Consider the following 18,578-nt stretch of genomic DNA (forward strand, 5'->3'; position numbering starts at 1 on the left):
ACGCTCGGTGTACCCCGCGCGCACCGGTGCGCGGGCCCGCTCATCGGCCGCGGTGCACACCCAGTGTCCAGCGTCCGCGAGCGAGCGCCCTGGCTTTAGCGCTGCATCGACTCCCACACCTTGTGCAGGCGCTTCACCGAAACCGGCATCGGGGTGCGCAACTCCTGCGCAAACAGCGAGATGCGCAATTCTTCGAGCAGCCAGCGGAATTCCGCAAGCCGCGGATCCACGACGCCGCCGCGCTGCGACACCGCGCGCTGATAGTGCTGCAGCAGCGGCTGGAATTCGGCGAACTGGCGCGCGTCGCGTATGGCGTCCGCGCGCAGCTTGTCGATACGCAGCGCCATCCCCTTCAGATAACGCGGGAAATGTGCGAGTTGGGCATACGGCGTATCGACGACAAAACGCTTGCCGATCAGCGCATCGAGCTGATTCTGCAGATCGGTGTACGCGGCCGCGAATGGCTTCGCCTGCAGGAGCTTCTTCGTCAGGCTCGTGTATTCGCCAAGAATCTGACCGACCAGCCGCGAAATTTCCTGCGCGAGCAACGTGAGGCGGCTACGCCCTTCGTCGCGGCGGACATGGAAGCTCGCATGGTCGTCGGGCAGCGGATTCTGCAGACACGCGCGGTCGAGTGCGGTGTCGATCAGCTGATCGCGCAGTTCCTCCTGCGTGCCGCGCGGCATGAACTGCATGGCCATTTCGCGCAGGCCCGGCAGATTCTTCTCCAGATACTTGATCGGCTCCTTCAACTGCAGCGCGAAGAGCCGACGCAAGCCCGCCCGATGAATCCGCGCGGCTTCTTCCGGCGAATCGAACACCTCGACGTCGCAATGGGTGCCACGGTCCACGAGCGCCGGGTAGCCAAACAGCGTCTGACCACCACGGCGAATTTCGAGCAACTCGGGCAACTTGCCGAAATTCCACGTGGTCAGGTTTTCATAGAGCGCGGTGGCTGGTGCGCCTTCGGGTGTCGCGGGTTGCGGCGCGGCAGCGCCCTTGCCGCGCAACGCGCCACTCTGAGCCAAATCTGGAGAGCGTGCAGGTGCCGCAACACCACCGCCGCCCGCGTCGGCCAAGGCGGCGCCCGCCGCGCCCGAAACGAGCTTCTGGAAATGCTGCTGCGCCTGAGCGCCGAGCTCGGCGCGCAGTTGCGACAAATTGCGCCCCATCGCGAGCTGCCGGCCATGTTCGTCGATGACCTTGAAGTTCATGAACAGATGCGCGGGCAGCGTCTCGAGCTTGAAGTCGGACTGCTTCATCGCGACCTGGGTCTGCTCGCGCAGGTCGGCGATCAGCGCCTCGAGCAAGCCTCCTCCTCCGAAGCGCTGTGCGCCGTGCCGTTCGGCGAAGCCCGCCGCGTACTCGGGGAGCGGCACGCAATGCCGACGCAGCTTTTGCGGCAGCGACTTCAGCAGCATCTGCGCCTTCTCTTTCAGCATCCCGGGCACGAGCCACTCACAGCGGCGCGCGTCGACCTGGTTCAGCGCGTACAGCGGCACTGCGAGCGTCACGCCGTCGCGCGGCGTGCCCGGCTCGAAGTGATAGGTCAGCGCCATCTCGATGCCCGCCATCGTCAGCCGCTTAGGGAACAGATCCGTCGTGACACCCGCCGCCTCGTGCCGCATCAGATCGTCTCGGGACAAATACAACAGCCGCAGCTTGTCCTCCGCCTGGCCGCTCTTTTCGACCTCGTCGCGATACCAGCGCTCGAACGCGGCGCCGGTATGGATGCCGTCCGGCAGCGCCTGATCGTAGAACGCGTAGATCAATTCGTCGTCGACCAGCACGTCCTGGCGGCGCGACTTGTGCTCGAGCTGCTCGATGTCGGCGAGCAGCTTGCGGTTGTGCGCGAAGAACGTAAGCTTCGTGTCGAACTCCCCTTCAACAAGCGCACCGCGAATGAACAGCTCGCGCGCCCGCGCCGGGTCCTGCTTGCCGAAGGCGACGCGCCGCCGGTGATAGATCGGCAGGCCGTACAGCATCGCGCGCTCGAACGCGGACACCTGCGCCGCGCGCTTTTCCCAATGCGGCTCGGACAACGACTTCTTGAGCAGATGCGCGCCGACCTTCTCGACCCACTCCGGCTCGATTTTCGCGATACAGCGCGCGTACAGACGGCTCGTTTCGACGAGTTCGGCGGCCATCACCCACTTGCCTGCCTTTTTCACGAGCGCCGAGCCGGGCCACAAATAGAACTTGATGCCGCGCGCGCCGAGGTAGTACGGCTCGTCGTCGGCTTTCAGGCCGATGTTGCCGAGCAGACCGGTCAGCAGCGCCAGATGGATCTGCTCGAATGTTGCCTCCGCTTCGTTCAGCCGCCAGCCGTGCTCGCGCACCACCGTCAGCAGCTGCGAGTGGACGTCGCGCCATTCGCGCAGCCGCAGTTGCGACAGGAAGTTCTTGCGGCACTCGTCCTGCAGCTGCCGGTTCGATTTCTTGTGCGCGATCGCTTCGTCGAACCAGTTCCAGATCTTCAGCCACTGCAGGAATTCGGAGCGCTCGTCGGCGAACCGGCGATGCGCCTGGTCCGCCTGCTCCTGCGCTTCGATCGGGCGATCGCGCGGGTCCTGCACGGACAGCGCACTCGCGATGATCAGCACTTCCTTCAGCGCCTGCTGGTCGCGCGCGGCGAGGATCATGCGGCCGACGCGCGGATCGAGCGGCAGTCGCGCGAGTTCGCGGCCGAGCGGCGTCAGGTGGGTGTCGTCGTCGACGGCGCCGAGCTCGTTGAGCAACTGGTATCCATCGGAAATCGCACGGCCCGGCGGCGGTTCGATAAACGGGAAGGTTTCGATCGCCGTCAGATGCAGCGACTTCATGCGCAGAATCACCGAAGCAAGCGACGAGCGCAGAATTTCCGGATCGGTGAAGCGCACGCGGCCCTGGAAGTCGCTGTCCTCATACAGACGAATGCAGATGCCATCGGCGACCCGGCCGCAACGCCCCGCGCGCTGGTTCGCGGCGGCCTGCGAAATCGACTCGACCTGCAATTGCTCGACCTTGTTGCGATACGAGTAGCGCTTCACGCGCGCAAGGCCGGTGTCGACCACGTAGCGGATGCCGGGTACCGTCAGCGAAGTTTCGGCGACGTTGGTCGCGAGCACGATGCGGCGCGCGTTCGACGGGCGGAACACGCGCTCCTGCTCGGCGGCCGAGAGCCGCGCGAACAGCGGCAGGATCTCCGTGTGGGGCGGATGATGTTTGCGCAGCGCCTCGGCGGCGTCGCGAATCTCGCGCTCGCCGGGCAGGAATACCAGTACGTCGCCGGGGCCTTCGCGGCACAGTTCGTCGACAGCGTCGACGATCGCCTCCATCAGATCACGATCAGTCTCGCGCTGCGTCTTCGGGCGCTCGCGGCCAGACGAGGTTGCACCCGAGGTCCCTTGCGCCGCCTTGACCGCCGGGCTGTCCTCGACGACCGGACGGTAACGTACCTCGACCGGATACATCCGGCCGCTCACTTCGATCACCGGCGCGGGTTTGTCGTCGCTGCCGAAATGACGCGCAAAACGGTCGGCGTCGATTGTCGCCGAGGTGACGATCAGCTTCAGGTCGGGACGCTTGGGAAGAATCTCCTTCAGGTAGCCGAGCAGAAAATCGATGTTGAGGCTGCGCTCGTGTGCTTCGTCGATGATCAGCGTGTCGTAGGCATTCAGCAGCGGATCGGTCTGCGTTTCCGCAAGCAGAATGCCGTCGGTCATCAGCTTGACCGATGCGCCCGGCGCGAGGTTGTCGTTGAAGCGCACCTTGTATCCGACCACTTCGCCGAACGGCGTGCCGAGTTCCTCGGCGATACGGCGCCCGGTCGCCGACGCGGCGATCCGGCGCGGCTGCGTATGGCCGATCAGACCATTGCCGCCGGCACCGAGACCACGGCCAAGCGCGAGGCAGATTTTCGGCAACTGCGTGGTCTTGCCCGAGCCGGTTTCGCCCGACACGATCACGACCTGATTCTCCGCGATCGCCCGCGCGATCTCGTCGCGACGACCGGAGACAGGAAGCGCTTCGGGGAACGTGACCGGTGGAATCGGATTCGGCTCGACGACCCGCAACAGCCGCGCTTCGCGCGGCGCGCGAGGTTGTTCCTTGCGCAGCTCGCCCGATTGTTTGTCGCGCGATCCGTGACGTTGCTCGCCGCGGGTCGATCCGCGTTGCTCGCTACGTGGCCCGCGATCTCCCTGTTCGTTGCGAGACCCACGACGCTGTTCAACGCGAGGCGTGTCCGAGCGCGCGTCGCGGATTTCATTGCGCGGCTCGCTTTGCCGCGCATCACCTCCCTCGTCGAGAGCCTGCTGGCCATGCTCACCGCGAGGCGCGGCCGAAGGCGTATTGCGGCGCTCGCCTTGCGGCCCACCCCTCTGCCCGCTTTGCGGCCCATCGCTCTGCTGCTCACGGGCCGCGTTATGAAGCGCAGTACGGAATTGGCCAAGCTGCTCGCTCAACGAAGCGCCACGTTGCTCGCCACGAGCCCCACCGCCCCGCTTCGCACCAGACGTGTCATCCGATTCATCGCGGGATTCACCGCGCCGTTCGTCATGCGCGCCAGCGTGCTCTTCGCGACCTTTTCGACCTTCACCGCCCCCTTCAGGCGGCACCTTTCGCGCAGACGCGCCCGCCCCCCGACGCGCGTCACGCGCCTGATCGGGTTTCGCATCCTGCGCTGGGCGGCGCATCGTGTCGCCGGGGTTGGCCGGCTCGCCGGCCGACGCCGGTTTCTCGTTCGCCCCAGCGGGACTTTTGGGTACATTCGACATGGGGGCGCATTATAATCCCCGGCATGAATTCCCAAACCGACCTCGTCCCCGCGCCCGCGAGCGTCCCGGCCCCCGCCGACTCGCCGGAAACCCTCGCCCAGCACGCGCAATTCGTCGACTGGATGCGTTCCGTCGCCCCGTATATCCACGCGTTCCGAAACAAGACATTCGTCGTGGGTTTCGGCGGCGAAGTGGTGCATCAGGGGCTGCTGAATGCGCTCGTGTCCGACATCGCGCTGCTGCAGGCAATGGGCATCCAGATCGTGCTCGTGCATGGCTCGCGCCCGCAGGTCGAGGAGCAGATGAGCCTGCACGGCGTCGAATCGGAGTTTTCACACGGCATGCGCATCACCGACGCGCGCGCGCTCGAGTCCGCGAAGGAGGCGGCCGGCGAAGTGCGTCTCGACATCGAAGCCGCGATCAGCCAGGGTCTGCCGAACACGCCAATGGCGCACGCGCACATCAGCGTCGTATCGGGCAACTTCGTGACGGCGCGCCCCGTCGGCATTCTGGACGGCGTCGACTTCCAGCACACGGGCCTCGTGCGCAAGATCGACGCGGATTCGATCCGACACTCGCTTGCGAGCCGCAAGCTCGTGCTGCTGTCGCCGCTCGGCTTCTCGCCCACCGGTGAGGCATTCAATCTGTCGATGGAAGACGTGGCCTCGGCCGCGGCGATCGCGCTGCGCGCCGACAAGATCGTGTTCCTGACCGAAACGCCGGGCCTGATGGAAACCGGCGAAAGCGGCACCGAGCTGATCCGAGAACTGTCGCTCGACGACGCCTACAAGCTGCACGAAAGCGGCGAAGTGACCGGCGACGCCGCGTTCTACCTGAAGCATTCGATCCGCGCCTGCCGCGGCGGCGTGCCGCGTGCGCACATCATCCCGTACGCGCTCGACGGCAGCCTGCTGCTCGAACTGTTCCTGCACGATGGCGTCGGCACGATGATTTCGTACGAGAACCTCGAAAGCCTGCGCGAAGCAACGCCGGACGACGTCGGCGGCATTCTCGCGCTGATCGAGCCGCTCGAAACAGACGGCACGCTGGTACGGCGCGGCCGTCACCAGATCGAACGCGATATCGACCATTTCTCGGTGATCGAGCACGACGGCGTGCTGTTCGGCTGCGCGGCGCTGTATCCGTATCCGCAGGAGCGCATCGGCGAAATGGCGTGCCTGACCGTCGCGCCCGAAGCTCAAGGCACCGGCGACGGCGAGCGCCTGCTCAAGCGCATCGAACAGCGCGCGCGGGCACGCGGCCTCACGCGCATTTTCGTGCTCACCACGCGCACCGAACACTGGTTCCTGAAGCGCGGCTTCGTCAAGGTTACGGTCGACGACTTGCCCGAAGACCGCCGCCGACTCTATAACTGGCAGCGCAAATCGCTCGTGCTGATGAAACAGCTTTGAGTACTTCGTGATCGCCCCCATCTGATCCGAACCGGCGTCTGCCCGCCCCACATCGATGACAGGAGAAGCACAGCATGACTCGTATGGTTCAATGCGCGAAGCTCGGCAAGGAAGCCGAAGGCCTCGATTTCCCGCCGCTGCCGGGCGAACTCGGCAAGCGGATCTACGAAAGTATCTCGAAGGAAGCCTGGCAGAGCTGGTTGAAGCAGCAGACCATGTTGATCAACGAAAACCGCCTGAACATGGCCGATCCGCGCGCGCGGCAGTATCTGATGAAGCAGACCGAAAAGTTCTTCTTCGGCGAAGGCGCGGATACCGCGTCGGGCTACGTGCCGCCGTCGGCCTGAGCTTGCATCGTCGAGGACGACACGACACAACGCGTCGCCCAACCCGAGCAAACACACGCCTGAAAGTCCGCGCCGCGAGCGCGGATTTTTTTCGCGCCAACATCGGCCGCGCATCGCGCCCGCCGCTCGCATCGTCTTCGCCTCAAAAAGCGCTCGCCAATGTTCTAAGCGGTCTGTTTTTCAGGGCCGTTCCGACCCCGCCAGATCTCCCGTCCCGCAACGGATCGAGTCACATTGGCGGCCCTGCCTCGCAGCACCGATTTGCATGATCCTCTGGCATCGTGCTAACATGTGCCCTCGTTTCAGCCGCAATTCACCTTCATTCGTGTTCTTTCAAGTTGGTTCATCGTGTGTTTTTCCGCGCACGCGCCATCCTGAATTGAACTGTTTTTAAACAAGAAGGCTCGTCGGTCGTTTCCCCGCCTAAAGCGGAAAATTCAAGACCGGCCTTTTTCGTTTCAAGCCTTCAGTGGCGCATGGGTCAGTTTCCCGCCAGCCCCGCGTCCCTCATGCATCTGCCCCCCTTCCACGGCCACGCAGGTGCAACAGTCAGCACAATCTAGTCGAGTGTTTTTTCGCGAACTTACCGCGAGGCACGGGCGTTTGCTTCTTTTCGCCATCCGTTGCGCCGCCGGATAACCGGTGCCGCGAATAGCCTCGCCTTGCTCACGAAATTACACTTCCCAGCAACCGTGGCGGAACGCATCACGAGTTTCGTCGCAGTCATTGGAGTTTCAACCTTGACCGCTCCCAGCAACGGCTTCTGGCGACATCACAAACCGGAACAGCGTCTTTCCCTCGACGACATCACCGTCGTCGATCACTCCCTCCTGAAACGGGCCGTCGGCGCCATGGCGCTCGGCAACGCGATGGAATGGTTCGATTTCGGCGTGTACAGCTACATCGCGGTCACGCTCGGCAAGGTGTTCTTCCCCTCGTCGAGCCCTTCGGCGCAACTCATTGCGACCTTCGGCACGTTTGCCGCGGCGTTTCTCGTGCGGCCGATCGGCGGCATGGTATTCGGGCCGCTCGGTGACCGCATCGGCCGTCAGCGCGTGCTGGCAATGACGATGATCATGATGGCCGCGGGCACCTTCGCGATCGGCCTGATCCCCAACTACGCGACGATCGGCATTCTCGCGCCGGCGCTGTTGCTGCTTGCGCGCCTCGTGCAGGGCTTCTCGACCGGCGGCGAATACGGCGGCGCCGCGACCTTCATCGCCGAATTCTCGACCGACAAGCGCCGCGGCTTCATGGGCAGCTTTCTCGAGTTCGGCACGTTGATCGGCTACGTGCTCGGCGCGGGCACAGTCGCGCTGCTGACGGCGACGCTGTCGAACGACGCGCTGCTGTCCTGGGGCTGGCGCGTACCATTCCTGATCGCCGGACCGCTCGGCCTGGTGGGTTTGTACATCCGCATGAAGCTCGAGGAAACGCCCGCGTTCAAGAAACAGGCCGAAGAGCGCGAAGCCGAGGACCGCGCGCTGCCCAGCCAGTCGTTGCGCCAGCTGCTCGTGCAGCAGTGGAAGCCGCTGCTGCTGTGTGTCGGCCTCGTGCTGATTTTCAACGTGACCGACTATATGGCGCTGTCGTATCTGCCGAGCTATCTGTCCGCCACGCTGCACTTCAACGAAACGCACGGTCTGTTCCTCGTGCTGCTCGTGATGATCCTGATGATGCCGATGACGCTCGCCGCCGGCCGTCTGTCCGATGCGATCGGCCGCAAGCCCGTGATGCTGCTCGGCTGCGTCGGTCTGTTCGCGCTGTCGATTCCCGCGCTGCTGCTGATCCGGATGGGCACGGTGCTGCCGGTGTTCGGCGGCCTGATGATTCTCGGCGTGCTGCTGTCATGCTTCACCGGTGTGATGCCGTCGGCGCTGCCGGCGCTGTTCCCGACCCGGATCCGCTACGGCGCGCTCGCGATCGGCTTCAATATCTCGGTGTCGCTGTTCGGCGGCACGACGCCGCTCGTGACCGCATGGCTCGTCGACCGGACCGGCAATCTGATGATGCCCGCCTACTACCTGATGGGCGCATCGCTGATCGGCATCGTGTCGGTACTCGCGCTGCGCGAAACGGCGCGCAAGCCGCTGCTCGGCTCGGGTCCATGCGTCGCGACGCGCGCTGAAGCGCACGCGGTGCTGCGCGATGAGCGCGAGGCCGAGGAGATGGATGAACGGTTCGCGGCGGCTGCGACCGCGCGTGCCTGACCTGCGCAGTCATCACGTCAGGCGTAGTTTCTGAAGCGGGCCGGCGACATTCGCCGGCCCGCTTTTTTACGTCAGCAGCGAATCGAACGTCGCGCCAACCTGCGCGCCTTCGACGGTCAGCATGCCCGCGCACACCGGCAGCCTGAAGCGCCGCGGCCCCGCGCTGCCAGGATTGACGTACAGCACGCCGTCGCGCTCGGCGATCGACGGCTTGTGCGAGTGGCCACTCACCACGACGCGAATGCCATCGTGCTGCGGCACGCAGCCCAGCTCGGCGATGTCGTGCACGACCAGAATCGTCACCTGCTGGATCGTCAGCCGCGCATGCGTCGGTAGAGACGCGGCCCAGTCACCGGTATCGTTGTTGCCGCGCACCGCGGTCAGCGGCGCGATCCGCGCGAGCGCGTCGAGCACGTCCGGGTTGCAGATATCGCCCGCGTGAATGATCGCGTCGCAGCCGTCGAGATAGCGCAACGCTTCGGGACGCACGAGGTTGTGCGTATCCGAGATGAGCCCGATGCGGGTAGCGGTCGAAGGTGAGCGATGTGAAGCCATGCGCAGTCTCACTCCGTCTGCGGCTGCGCCAACTCTCGCGCCGCCGCCTGAGCACGGCGCTGCCCAGCCAGCATGCGCCGCGTCAACCCCTGCACGACGACCGACACCACCGCCGCGCACGCAAACGCCGTCGCCACACCGTACTGCGGCAGCAGCATCGCCGTCACCGCGAAGAACGCCGCGAACGAGCCGCGCCCGACCACCATGCCGCGCATCAGCAGCGCCACGAAGTCCGCGCCATGCGCACGCTGCGCCGACACCGCGAGCACGATGCCGAGCAGCGGAAACACCGACACCACGCCACTCCACGCGGCGCCCATCGATGCCGAGGCAGCCGTCACCGCGAGCGTCAGCAATGCGCCCGCGAGCATCCGCACGGCCAGATCCGCACGCCCGACGCGCGCCGCCGGCACATGGCCCGTCGCGCGCGGCAAGCAGCTCTGCGACACCGCGACGGCCGCGCACGCCGCCGCCAGCGCCCACCCAAGCGAGCCGGGCATCCGCACGATCAGCAGTCCCGCGCCGAGCCAGCCGGCCATGCCCGCGACCAGTGCGAGCGGCCAGTCGAAGCGTCGGCAGCTCCATCCATAAGCAAGATTGAATGCCTCGGATGCGGCGATCGCCGCAACCGACGCCGCCGACGCCTGCGCCGCGAACGCCGGCCCGCGCTCGACTGCGAGCAGCAGCATGATCGGTCCGGCGACGACCGGCAGTCCCGCGAGCCATCCCGCGACCGACGGCCCCCAGACGCGCGCGGCCGCCGTCAGCGCGGCGAGAAAGGCCGGCACCAGCACGAGCTTCAGCGCGAGCAGCATGCTCAGGCCTCCAGCACGTGTTCGATGCGACGGTCCGGTACGAACCACCATGCGGCGGCGAGCGCGTACAGCACGGCCGACGCCCACGGCACGACGAACGCGAGCCCGATGCCGGTCAGGTAAATGACGACGGAGACCTTGCCCTTGAAGTCGTTGCCGAGCGCTTTGGCCAACGTCGAGTCGTGTCCATGCTGAGAAATCAGCGTGCGCGTCAGGATGAAATACGCGATCGCCGCCATGAACAGCACGATGCCGTACATCGCGGTCGGCCACGCGGCCAGATGGTTTTCGCCGACCCAGTGCGTCACGGCCGGCAAGAGGGATAGCCAGAACAGCAGATGCAGGTTCGCCCACAAGACCTTGCCGTTGACCTTCTGCACCGCATGGAACATGTGATGGTGATTGTTCCAGTAAATGCCGACGTAGACGAAGCTCAGCACGTATGCGCAGAACACCGGTACGACCGGGCGCAGCGCCGCGAGATCGTGGCCTTCGGGCACCTTCAGCTCGAGCACCATGATCGTGATGATGATGGCGATTACGCCATCGCTGAAGGCTTCGACGCGTCCCTTGCCCATGCGAGTCCCGAAGATCGATGCGGTGGGGCGCACAGCCCGCCTTCGCCTTGCGCGCGGGCCGCGCCGCTGCCGATTATCGGTGATGGTGTGAGGATTTGTCGATGCGCGAGAGCCGGCCGCGCGGATGGCTCGATCCGCCGCGGCTCACGGATAATGGACGGCGAGCCACACACTCGGCTCGGTGTCGCTCGTCCATGCGACGCGGTGGCGGCAATGCGCCTCGATCAGCACGTGATCGCCGGGCTTCATCGGATGCGGCTGGGGGTCGTTGTCGAATTCGAGCATCGCCGCGCCGGTGAGCAGCACGACCCATTCGGCGCGCGGGCTGTCGTACCAGAAACCGGGCGGACTCGCCTGCCCGGTCGAGACGATCCGCTCGATCGTCACGCCGCCCCGCTCGACGAGCGCGTCGACCTGCTCCTCGGGTGTCGTCCCCAACTGTGCGACGGCGTCGAACAGGTTGCCGCTGTTACGTGCGGGTTTGAGCGAGCTTGTCATCAGCGTGTCGCGCCAGCGTCAAGACAGTTCATTGCATCGGCTTGAGCCCATCGAGCAGCGTCGGCACCAGTTCGCAGATGGTCGGATGCACGTGCATCGCGTATTGCAAAGTCGGATACGGCGCGCCTGCCGTCATGATGTCGACGAACGTATGGATCGCCTCGTCGCCCTCGATGCCGTGAATTGCCGCGCCGAGTATCTGTTTGCTGTTCGCATCGACGAGCGCCTTCATGAAGCCGTCGGTTTCGCCACGCTCGCGCGCACGGCCCACGCGCGACATCGGCATCGTCGCGATCAGCGCTTCGCGGCCGCTGTTGCGCACCTCCTGCTCGGACATGCCGACGCGCGCGAGCGGCGGATCGACGAACACCGCATACGTCATGATCCGCGTGTCGACGCTGCGCGCGCCGCCGTCGAGCAGGTTCGCCGCGACGATCTGATAGTCGTCGTAGGACGTATGCGTGAACGCGCCGCGGCCGTTCACGTCGCCGATCGCCCACACGCCCGGCACGCTGGTGCGCAGCTGGCCGTCGACGATGATCGTGCCGTGCCGGTCGGTCTCGATGCCGGCGACGTCGAGGCCGAGGTCGTCGGTGTTCGGCCTGCGGCCGGTGGCCAACAGCAGATGCGACGCCTCCATGGCCGGGATGTTCTGCTCGAAGCCGATGCACACGTCGTTCGCGCGATGCGCATGCGGCTCGACGCGCGTCGGCTGCACGCCGAAATGAAACTCGACGCCCTCGCGCGCGAGCACCTTCTGCACCGACTCCGCGAAATCGGCATCCTCGCGGTTCAACACGCGCTCGCCGCGCACCAGCACGCTGACGCGGCTCCCGAAGCGGCGAAACACCTGCGCGAATTCGAGCGCGATATAACTGCCGCCGACGATCACCAGATGATCGGGCAACGCGGTCAGTTCGAGCAGCGTCGAGTTCGTGTAGTACGGAATCCGCTGGATGCCTTCGAGCGGCGGCACGACGGCGCGCGTGCCGGTGTTGATGAAGATTTCGAACGCGCTGAGCTCGTCCAGCAATTCCCCGTCGCGCCCGCAGATAGCGAGCGTGCGCGCGCCGGTGAAGCGTGCGTGGCCGTTGATCACCGTGATGTTTTCCGTGCCGCGCAGCCATTTTTCGACGCCGCTGCGCGACTCTCCGATGATCCGGTCCTTGCGCGCCTTCACGGCCGCCAGATCGACGCCGACCGAACCCACCTGCACGCCGAGCTCCGCCGCATGGCGCGCCACGTGCGCCGCGCGGGCGCTCGCCACATAGGATTTGGTCGGCGTGCAGCCGACGTTCACGCAAGTGCCGCCGAACTCCGCGCGTTCGATCACCGCGGTGCGGCGCCCGCTTTGAGCGAGGCGCACGGCGAGCGGCGAACCGCCTTGTCCGGTACCGATCACGACTGCATCGAAGTGCTGTGCCATGGCAACTCTCCCCGGCTGGGTGCAGGTCGTAGCATCTTACGCTCAGTGCCACGCGCTGCCATGTCATGTCTGATTGTGCGGGCGCTTTGGCGACGGCCCGTCTTCCCACGCGCCGCGCGCGAGGCGGCGCCAATCAGTTTGGATTACTGCGTAGGCTGCGCGGGAAATCTCAGGCGTGGCAATGAACCGCGCAAATCAACTCGCGCGAACGTTGCAGTGCGGCCTGCGCGCCGCGCGCCGCGAACACCCAGCCGACCTGGCCGAGATTGAAGTCCTGCGACACCATCACCTGCATCAGCGCGACCATCGGCAGTACGACCGCTGGCCGGTAAAGCTGGTTTCTGATCAACTCTGACATCACGACCCCCAAACGCGGGGCGCCGCTTCGGCACCGCGCACCAATAATGTTTCGATGGGGGAATTTTAGGGAGTGCGTCGCCGCCGATAAATAGCGGCAACGCGAAGTCACTTGTTCGGCAATCTGAACAATCGCGTCAGGACGCCTTCGCCATGCCGATCAGCTGCGCGTCGTACAGCGTGCGCGCATACGCGCTCGCGCCGACCGGCCGGCTGTACAGATAGCCCTGCTGCTTGTCGCAATCGATCGCGCGCAGGAACGCCGCCTGCTCGGCGGTCTCGACGCCCTCGGCGGTGACGTTCATGCCGAGCGAGTGCGCCATCGCGACGACCGCCTGGGTGATCGCGACCGAATCGCGATGATCGGGCAGCCCCGCGACGAACGACCGGTCGATTTTCAGGTTATGCAGCGGAAAGCGCTTCAGGTACGACAGCGACGAATAACCGGTGCCGAAATCGTCGACCGAGACGCGCACGCCCATTGCGTTCAGCGCGCTCAGCATCGGCAGCACGGTATCGCTGTCGCTCATCAGCAACCGCTCGGTGATCTCGAGTTCGAGCGCGGCCGGTTCGAGCCTGGACTGCGCAAGACAACGTTCGATGCGCTCGAGCAGCCCGTCGTTGAACTGCCGCGGCGACAGATTGACCGCGACGGTCAGATGCGGCGCGAGCGAGCGCCGCCACTGCGCGACCTGCTGGCAGGCGTGCTCGAGCACCCAGTCGCCGATCTCGACGATCAGCCCGGCATCCTCGGCGACCGGAATGAATTCGCCCGGCGACACGTTGCCCAGCTCGCTGTTGTACCAGCGCAGCAGCGCTTCCGCACCGATCGTGCGGCCGCTCTGGCTATCGACGATCGGCTGGTACACGAGGCTCAGCTCGTTGGCCGCGAGCGCGCGCCGCAGCGACTGTTCGATCGTGAAACGCCGCTGCAGATGCTGGTTCAGCTCGGCGGTGAAGAACTGGAAGTTGTTGCGGCCGCGCTGCTTCGCGTGATACATCGCCGAATCGGCGTTGCGCATCAGCGTCGCGACGTCCTGGCCGTCTTCGGGAAACAGGCTGATGCCGATCGACGCGCCCAGGTAGTACTCGTTGCCCGCCACCGCGAACGGCACCGCGATCATGTCCAGAATGCGGTGCGCGAGGCCGATCAGCTCGCCGGTATTGCCGTACGCACTGGCGACGATCACGAACTCGTCGCCGCCGACGCGCGCCAGCGTGTCGCCGCGCCCGACGCAGGCCGACAGCCGTTCGGCGACGCTGCACAGCAACGCGTCGCCGGCTTCGTGACCGGCGGTGTCGTTGACCTTCTTGAAGCCGTCGAGATCGACGAACAGCACGGCGACGCTGGTGAGCTCGCCGTCATGGTCGCCGGCCGCGCGCGGCGCGAACAGGTCGCGCATCCGCTCGGTCAGGTAGGCGCGGTTGTAGAGGCCGGTCAGCGAATCGCGCGTGGCGAGGTACTTCAGCTGAAGCTGCGCCTCGCGCACCGGCCCGATGTCGGAAAACGAAATCAGCACGGAGTCCGGCTCGCTGTCGCCGGGCCGCAGGATCGGCACGACGTTCTGCGTGATCCACACGACTTCGCCGCCGATCAGTTCGAGGCCGACCGTCACGCCGAGCATCGGCTTGCCGGTCGCAAAGACCTCCGAGACTGGACGGTTGACTTCGCCGATGACCGAGCCGTCCTCGCCGAACGCGCGTGTCATCACGGTCCGCATGCTGCTGCCGACGACCTCCGGTGTCACGTGCAGCATGCGCTGCGCACTCGGATTGCAGGCGAGCACGATGCCGGTGCGCGACTGCACGACGATGCCCTCGCTGAGATGATCGACGACCAGCCGGTGACGCTCCTCACTATGCGCGAGGCGCTGCGCCATCGCGTCCTGATGGACTGCGAGGCCCACGCTGCTGCCGATGTCGCGCAGCATCGCCTCTTCCTCGGGGGTCGAACAGCGGGTGGCGCGGTAGTAGACGGCGAACGCGCCGAGCACGATGCCCGCGTCGTTTTCGAAGGGCACGGACCAGCATGCGCGCAAGCCGTGCGGCAACGCGAAATCGCGGAAGTTTTCCCACAGCGGATCGGATTCGATGTCGTCGACGATCACCAGACGCCGCTCGAACATCGCCGTGCCGCACGAGCCGACGCGCGGACCGATCGCCGCGCCCTCGATCGCGGCGCTGTACGCGGGCGGCAGCGACGGCGCGCCGCCGACGCGCACATGCACGCCGTCCGGGTCGAGCAGCAGGATCGAGCAACACGCGCCGTCGCCGAGCAGCGCCTCGGCGCGACGGCAGACTTCGTCGAGCAGTTCGGGCAGCGGCGTGTTGCGGGTGATCAGCCGCAACACGCTGCGCTCGGACGCGAGTACCTCCTCGGCCCGTTCCGGCCGATAGCGGCCGCCCTCCGGCGCAGCTGTCGTCGTGCCACGTGATGTTGCTTCGCAAAGCATAGTTGCGCCCCCCCAACCCAACATCGGCAAGTTAGTGTACGCGGCACACCCGGGTTTACGCTAAGTCCAGCGTGAAAATCTGCCATGCATCGCGTGCGGACGGCTCCGGTGTGGCGTGCCAGCATCGGTTGATGCCGGTACGACGGGCGACGGCAGTGCTGGCGCAGTCTGTTCGTGGCCCGCAGGCGCCGCAGCGGCTCGACGCTGGGCCGGCAGTTGCGCGACGACCGGGTAGTCGGCCGCAGGGCCCGCGCGCACGTTGGACCCGCTGTTCGTTATAGGCCTGTGACTGCGCGCTGGCCGCGCCGGGTAAAGTCAGAAGGCCCGCTGCCATGCAAAGACCGATCACGAGTCGTCGTTGCATTCGTTCTCCCTCTTTCAATGGCCGCCTTTGACCACCCCGGCCCAAGTGCCCCCACTTCCAATATATAGACGTTGCGCCTACTTCATGACACGCGAAGGTGCGCGAGCGCCGACCTGGGCCGGCAGCCCGCGCGGCAACATCTGGTAACGACCCGCCCGAATTCCCGCATTGTTCGGACGTCCGCGAGGCGCGCGACCGGTCGATCATCGGCGGCATGATCAACCGATGCACCGCCCGGACCCTGATGACCCTCTTCCGCCCCCTCCTGATCGCCGGACTGCTGCTCGCGCATCCGTACGCCAACGCTGCGAGCTTCGATTGCCAGCGCGGCCGCTCGCCGGCCGAGCGCATGATTTGCGGCGACGCCGCCCTGTCGACGCTCGACGACACGTTGGGCCAACTCTACTGGAAGGCACGTCGGCGAGTCGCCCAGCGCCGCGCGTTCATCGACGACAGCGACAGCAAGTGGGGCTGGCGCGAAGCGAACTGCCGCGACGCCGCGTGTCTGCGGACGTGGTACGCGACGCGTATCGACGAATTGCAGCGACTGCTGGCGAGCCTGCCGAGCGGCGCGCGGCACGCGGCGTCCGTGGATGCGGATGCGCACTCCGACCCGTCGACGCTGCAATGCACGGCCGCGCAGCCCGACCTTGTGGTGAACGAGCAGTGTGCGAGCGTGATCGGGCAGTCCAGCAAGCGGTGGAAGTATCAGCCGCGCGATGCCGACTGGTTCTGCGGCGTGGCCACGCTCGAGGCGGCGGACATGGCGCCATCGCAATCACAACCGCAGGTGCAGGCGAGCGTCGGGCAATGAGACGGCGGAACGCGCTGACTACGACAACAATCAGCCCGTGCGCCGGATCAATTGCGCGCCGGCGGCAGTTGCGCCGGGACGCTCAGCCGGCGGCCGACGGCTCGCCGCCCTCGCTCGTGCCGAACAGCTCCGCGCAAAGCTGCGCGCCGATTTCACTCAGCGACGCGGCCCCGGTGCCATCGTCGTGGAACATCGTATCGACGAGACCGCTTCCCGAGAGCGCTGTCAATTGCCGCCGCAAGCTGCTCATCGGCACGCCGGCCTGCTTCGACAGCTTCGCGAGCGACCACGCGCGCCAGGGTGTCTCGCGATGCGCGCGCCATAGCTGCGCGAGTATCGCGGCGAGTTGCGGGTCGATGTCGTCGTCATCCATGTCGGTCTACCTGTCGTGATGTGTCGTTTTGCATCGCCGTAGCGCCTGTCACGCCATCGCCGTAGCCAGCTCACCGAGCGTCTTCAACGCCGCTTCGGCCTGCGCGGTCCACGGATAGCTGTAGTTGAGCCGGATGAAGTGCCGGAAATCGTTGCGCGTCGAAAACATCATCCCCGGCCCGACCGTGATCCCGCGTTCGAGCGCCGCCTGATAAAGCCGCATCGAATCGATCGCAACGGGCAACTCGACCCACAGTACGTAGCCGCCCCGCGGCGTCGACACGCGCGTGCCGACCGGGAAAAAGCGCAGCACCAGCGCGCTCATGATGCTCGCCTGCTGCCGGTACACGCGGCGCAGGTGCCGCAGATGACGGTCGTAGCCGTCCTGACGCAAATAATCGGCGACCGCGATCTGGGGCACCGACGGCGTCGTCAGCGTATTCAGGAACTTGAGCTTCTCGACCTGCGCGCGATAGCGCCCCGGCAGCGCCCAGCCGATCCGGTACGACGCCGTCAGGCTTTTCGAAAACGACGCACAGTGCAGCACGAGCCCCTGGGTGTCGAAGGTCTTCAGCGTCGACGGCCGCGTGTCGCCGAAATACAGCTCCTGGTAGACATCGTTCTCGATCGCCGGAATCTCGTGCGCGGCCAGCAGTTCGACCAGTTGCCGCTTGCGCTCGTCGGACATGCAGAAACCGAGCGGATTCTGGAAATTCGGCATCACCATGCACGCGGCGATTTTCTGCCGCGCGATCGCCTTCGCGAGCGCGTCGATGTCGATGCCGTCGACCGGATGCGTCGCCACCTCGATCGCGCGCATGCCGAGGCGCTCGATGGCGTGCAGCATCGCGTAGTAGGTCGGCGACTCGACCGCGACGGTGTCGCCCGGCTTGGCGACCGCCTGCAGGCTCAGGTTGATCGCCTCGGTCGCGCCGAGCGTGATCACGATTTCGCCCGGATCGACCGGCAGACCGTTTTCCGCATAGCGCCGCGCGATCTGCCGGATCAGCTCGGGGTTGCCCGGCGGCAGATCGTCGATCAGATTCCAGCTCGCGTGCCGCCGCGCGATCGCGTTGGCGTACTGGTTGATGCGCCGCCACGGGAACAGCGACGGATCGGGATACGGCGAGCCGAACGGCACGGCGTCGTGCGCGCGGATGCTGCGTAGCGTCGACAGCACGAGCCGGCTCACATCGACCGTCGCGGGCACCGGCGGCGGCGCGGACTCGCGACCCGCGCGGGCCGCGGCGGGCGCCGGCGCGAGCGCCCGCGCGGCCGCGTCGCGCACGAAATAGCCCGACTGCGGCCGGCTCTCGACGATGCCGCGGCTCTCCAGCAGCGCATACGCGTGCAGCACCGTCTTGATGCTGACGCCGTGCTGCTGGCTCGCCTGACGCACCGACGCAACCCGCTCGCCGGCCGCGAACACGCCGCGGCGCACGGCTTCGGTGATTTCGTCGGCGAGTTTTTCGTAGAGCTTCATGCGATTCGGGTGGATTCGGGCGGCCTCAGGCATCGTCGCGCAACTGTACTCCTATTCTTTCCGATTTTCTGTATCCAACGTGGTTTGTGGAACACAGTACGCTCTCCAGCATTGGGCTGCAAAGCCTGTCGAATCTG

Annotated in this window: 15 protein-coding genes; 4 read left to right on the forward strand and 11 right to left on the reverse strand. The window is 66.0% G+C overall.

The annotated features are described in order from the left end of the window. Positions 1-95: 95 nt before the first annotated feature. Complete coding sequence (gene hrpA, locus OKW29_RS28465) at positions 96-4,445, reverse strand: ATP-dependent RNA helicase HrpA (RefSeq protein WP_429293439.1); 4,350 nt, start codon at positions 4,443-4,445, stop codon at positions 96-98. Beyond that, complete coding sequence (locus tag OKW29_RS28470; protein WP_429293440.1) at positions 4,442-4,657, reverse strand: hypothetical protein; 216 nt, start codon at positions 4,655-4,657, stop codon at positions 4,442-4,444. The genes hrpA and OKW29_RS28470 overlap by 4 nt, the downstream gene beginning before the upstream one ends. 123 nt (positions 4,658-4,780) lie before the next feature. Between OKW29_RS28470 and argA the strand changes: the two genes are divergently transcribed. The 3 genes from argA to proP all read left to right on the forward strand — a co-directional run bounded on the left by argA (position 4,781) and on the right by proP (position 8,726). After that, positions 4,781-6,169: an amino-acid N-acetyltransferase gene (gene argA, locus OKW29_RS28475; RefSeq protein ID WP_184070952.1), complete on the forward strand. Its 1,389-nt coding sequence runs from the start codon at positions 4,781-4,783 to the stop codon at positions 6,167-6,169. Between the two features lie 74 nt (positions 6,170-6,243). Continuing rightward, positions 6,244-6,516: an oxidative damage protection protein gene (locus OKW29_RS28480; RefSeq protein WP_026225286.1), complete on the forward strand. Its 273-nt coding sequence runs from the start codon at positions 6,244-6,246 to the stop codon at positions 6,514-6,516. Between the two features lie 740 nt (positions 6,517-7,256). Then, positions 7,257-8,726 (forward strand): glycine betaine/L-proline transporter ProP, encoded by a 1,470-nt coding sequence (gene proP / locus OKW29_RS28485; protein WP_429293441.1) that lies wholly within the window; start codon positions 7,257-7,259, stop codon positions 8,724-8,726. A 66-nt stretch (positions 8,727-8,792) separates the two neighbouring features. Here proP and OKW29_RS28490 read toward each other — a convergent pair whose 3' ends face one another. From OKW29_RS28490 to OKW29_RS28520, 7 genes are all read right to left on the reverse strand, one after another. After that, positions 8,793-9,281, reverse strand: coding sequence for a metallophosphoesterase family protein (locus tag OKW29_RS28490; protein ID WP_429293442.1), 489 nt, complete (start codon positions 9,279-9,281; stop codon positions 8,793-8,795). Between the two features lie 8 nt (positions 9,282-9,289). After that, complete coding sequence (locus tag OKW29_RS28495; RefSeq protein WP_429293443.1) at positions 9,290-10,096, reverse strand: hypothetical protein; 807 nt, start codon at positions 10,094-10,096, stop codon at positions 9,290-9,292. Between the two features lie 2 nt (positions 10,097-10,098). Then, positions 10,099-10,674 (reverse strand): TMEM175 family protein, encoded by a 576-nt coding sequence (locus OKW29_RS28500; protein ID WP_184022166.1) that lies wholly within the window; start codon positions 10,672-10,674, stop codon positions 10,099-10,101. Between the two features lie 144 nt (positions 10,675-10,818). Continuing rightward, entirely contained in the window at positions 10,819-11,172 is a 354-nt protein-coding gene (locus OKW29_RS28505; RefSeq protein WP_429293444.1) for a cupin domain-containing protein, read from the reverse strand. Between the two features lie 28 nt (positions 11,173-11,200). Further along, a complete protein-coding gene (locus tag OKW29_RS28510) occupies positions 11,201-12,598 on the reverse strand; it encodes an FAD-containing oxidoreductase (RefSeq protein WP_429293445.1) in 1,398 nt (465 codons plus the stop codon). Between the two features lie 169 nt (positions 12,599-12,767). Then, positions 12,768-12,956: a hypothetical protein gene (locus OKW29_RS28515; RefSeq protein WP_062129896.1), complete on the reverse strand. Its 189-nt coding sequence runs from the start codon at positions 12,954-12,956 to the stop codon at positions 12,768-12,770. Between the two features lie 136 nt (positions 12,957-13,092). Continuing rightward, entirely contained in the window at positions 13,093-15,408 is a 2,316-nt protein-coding gene (locus OKW29_RS28520) for a putative bifunctional diguanylate cyclase/phosphodiesterase (RefSeq protein ID WP_429293446.1), read from the reverse strand. Between the two features lie 608 nt (positions 15,409-16,016). On the opposite strand from OKW29_RS28520, the gene OKW29_RS28525 reads away from it, so the two are divergent. Beyond that, entirely contained in the window at positions 16,017-16,586 is a 570-nt protein-coding gene (locus OKW29_RS28525) for a lysozyme inhibitor LprI family protein (protein ID WP_429293447.1), read from the forward strand. A gap of 82 nt (positions 16,587-16,668) precedes the next feature. Here OKW29_RS28525 and OKW29_RS28530 read toward each other — a convergent pair whose 3' ends face one another. Both OKW29_RS28530 and OKW29_RS28535 read right to left on the reverse strand, forming a co-directional pair. After that, the gene (locus OKW29_RS28530; RefSeq protein ID WP_090800890.1) at positions 16,669-16,959 is read right to left on the reverse strand and encodes a helix-turn-helix domain-containing protein; all 291 of its coding nucleotides are present in this window, start codon (positions 16,957-16,959) and stop codon (positions 16,669-16,671) included. Positions 16,960-17,007: 48 nt separating this feature from the next. After that, a complete protein-coding gene (locus OKW29_RS28535; RefSeq protein WP_429293448.1) occupies positions 17,008-18,441 on the reverse strand; it encodes a PLP-dependent aminotransferase family protein in 1,434 nt (477 codons plus the stop codon). Between the last annotated feature and the right edge of the window lie 137 nt (positions 18,442-18,578).

The organism is Paraburkholderia sp. CI3 (assembly GCF_050436505.1).
Taxonomy (GTDB): Bacteria; Pseudomonadota; Gammaproteobacteria; order Burkholderiales; family Burkholderiaceae; genus Paraburkholderia; species Paraburkholderia tuberum.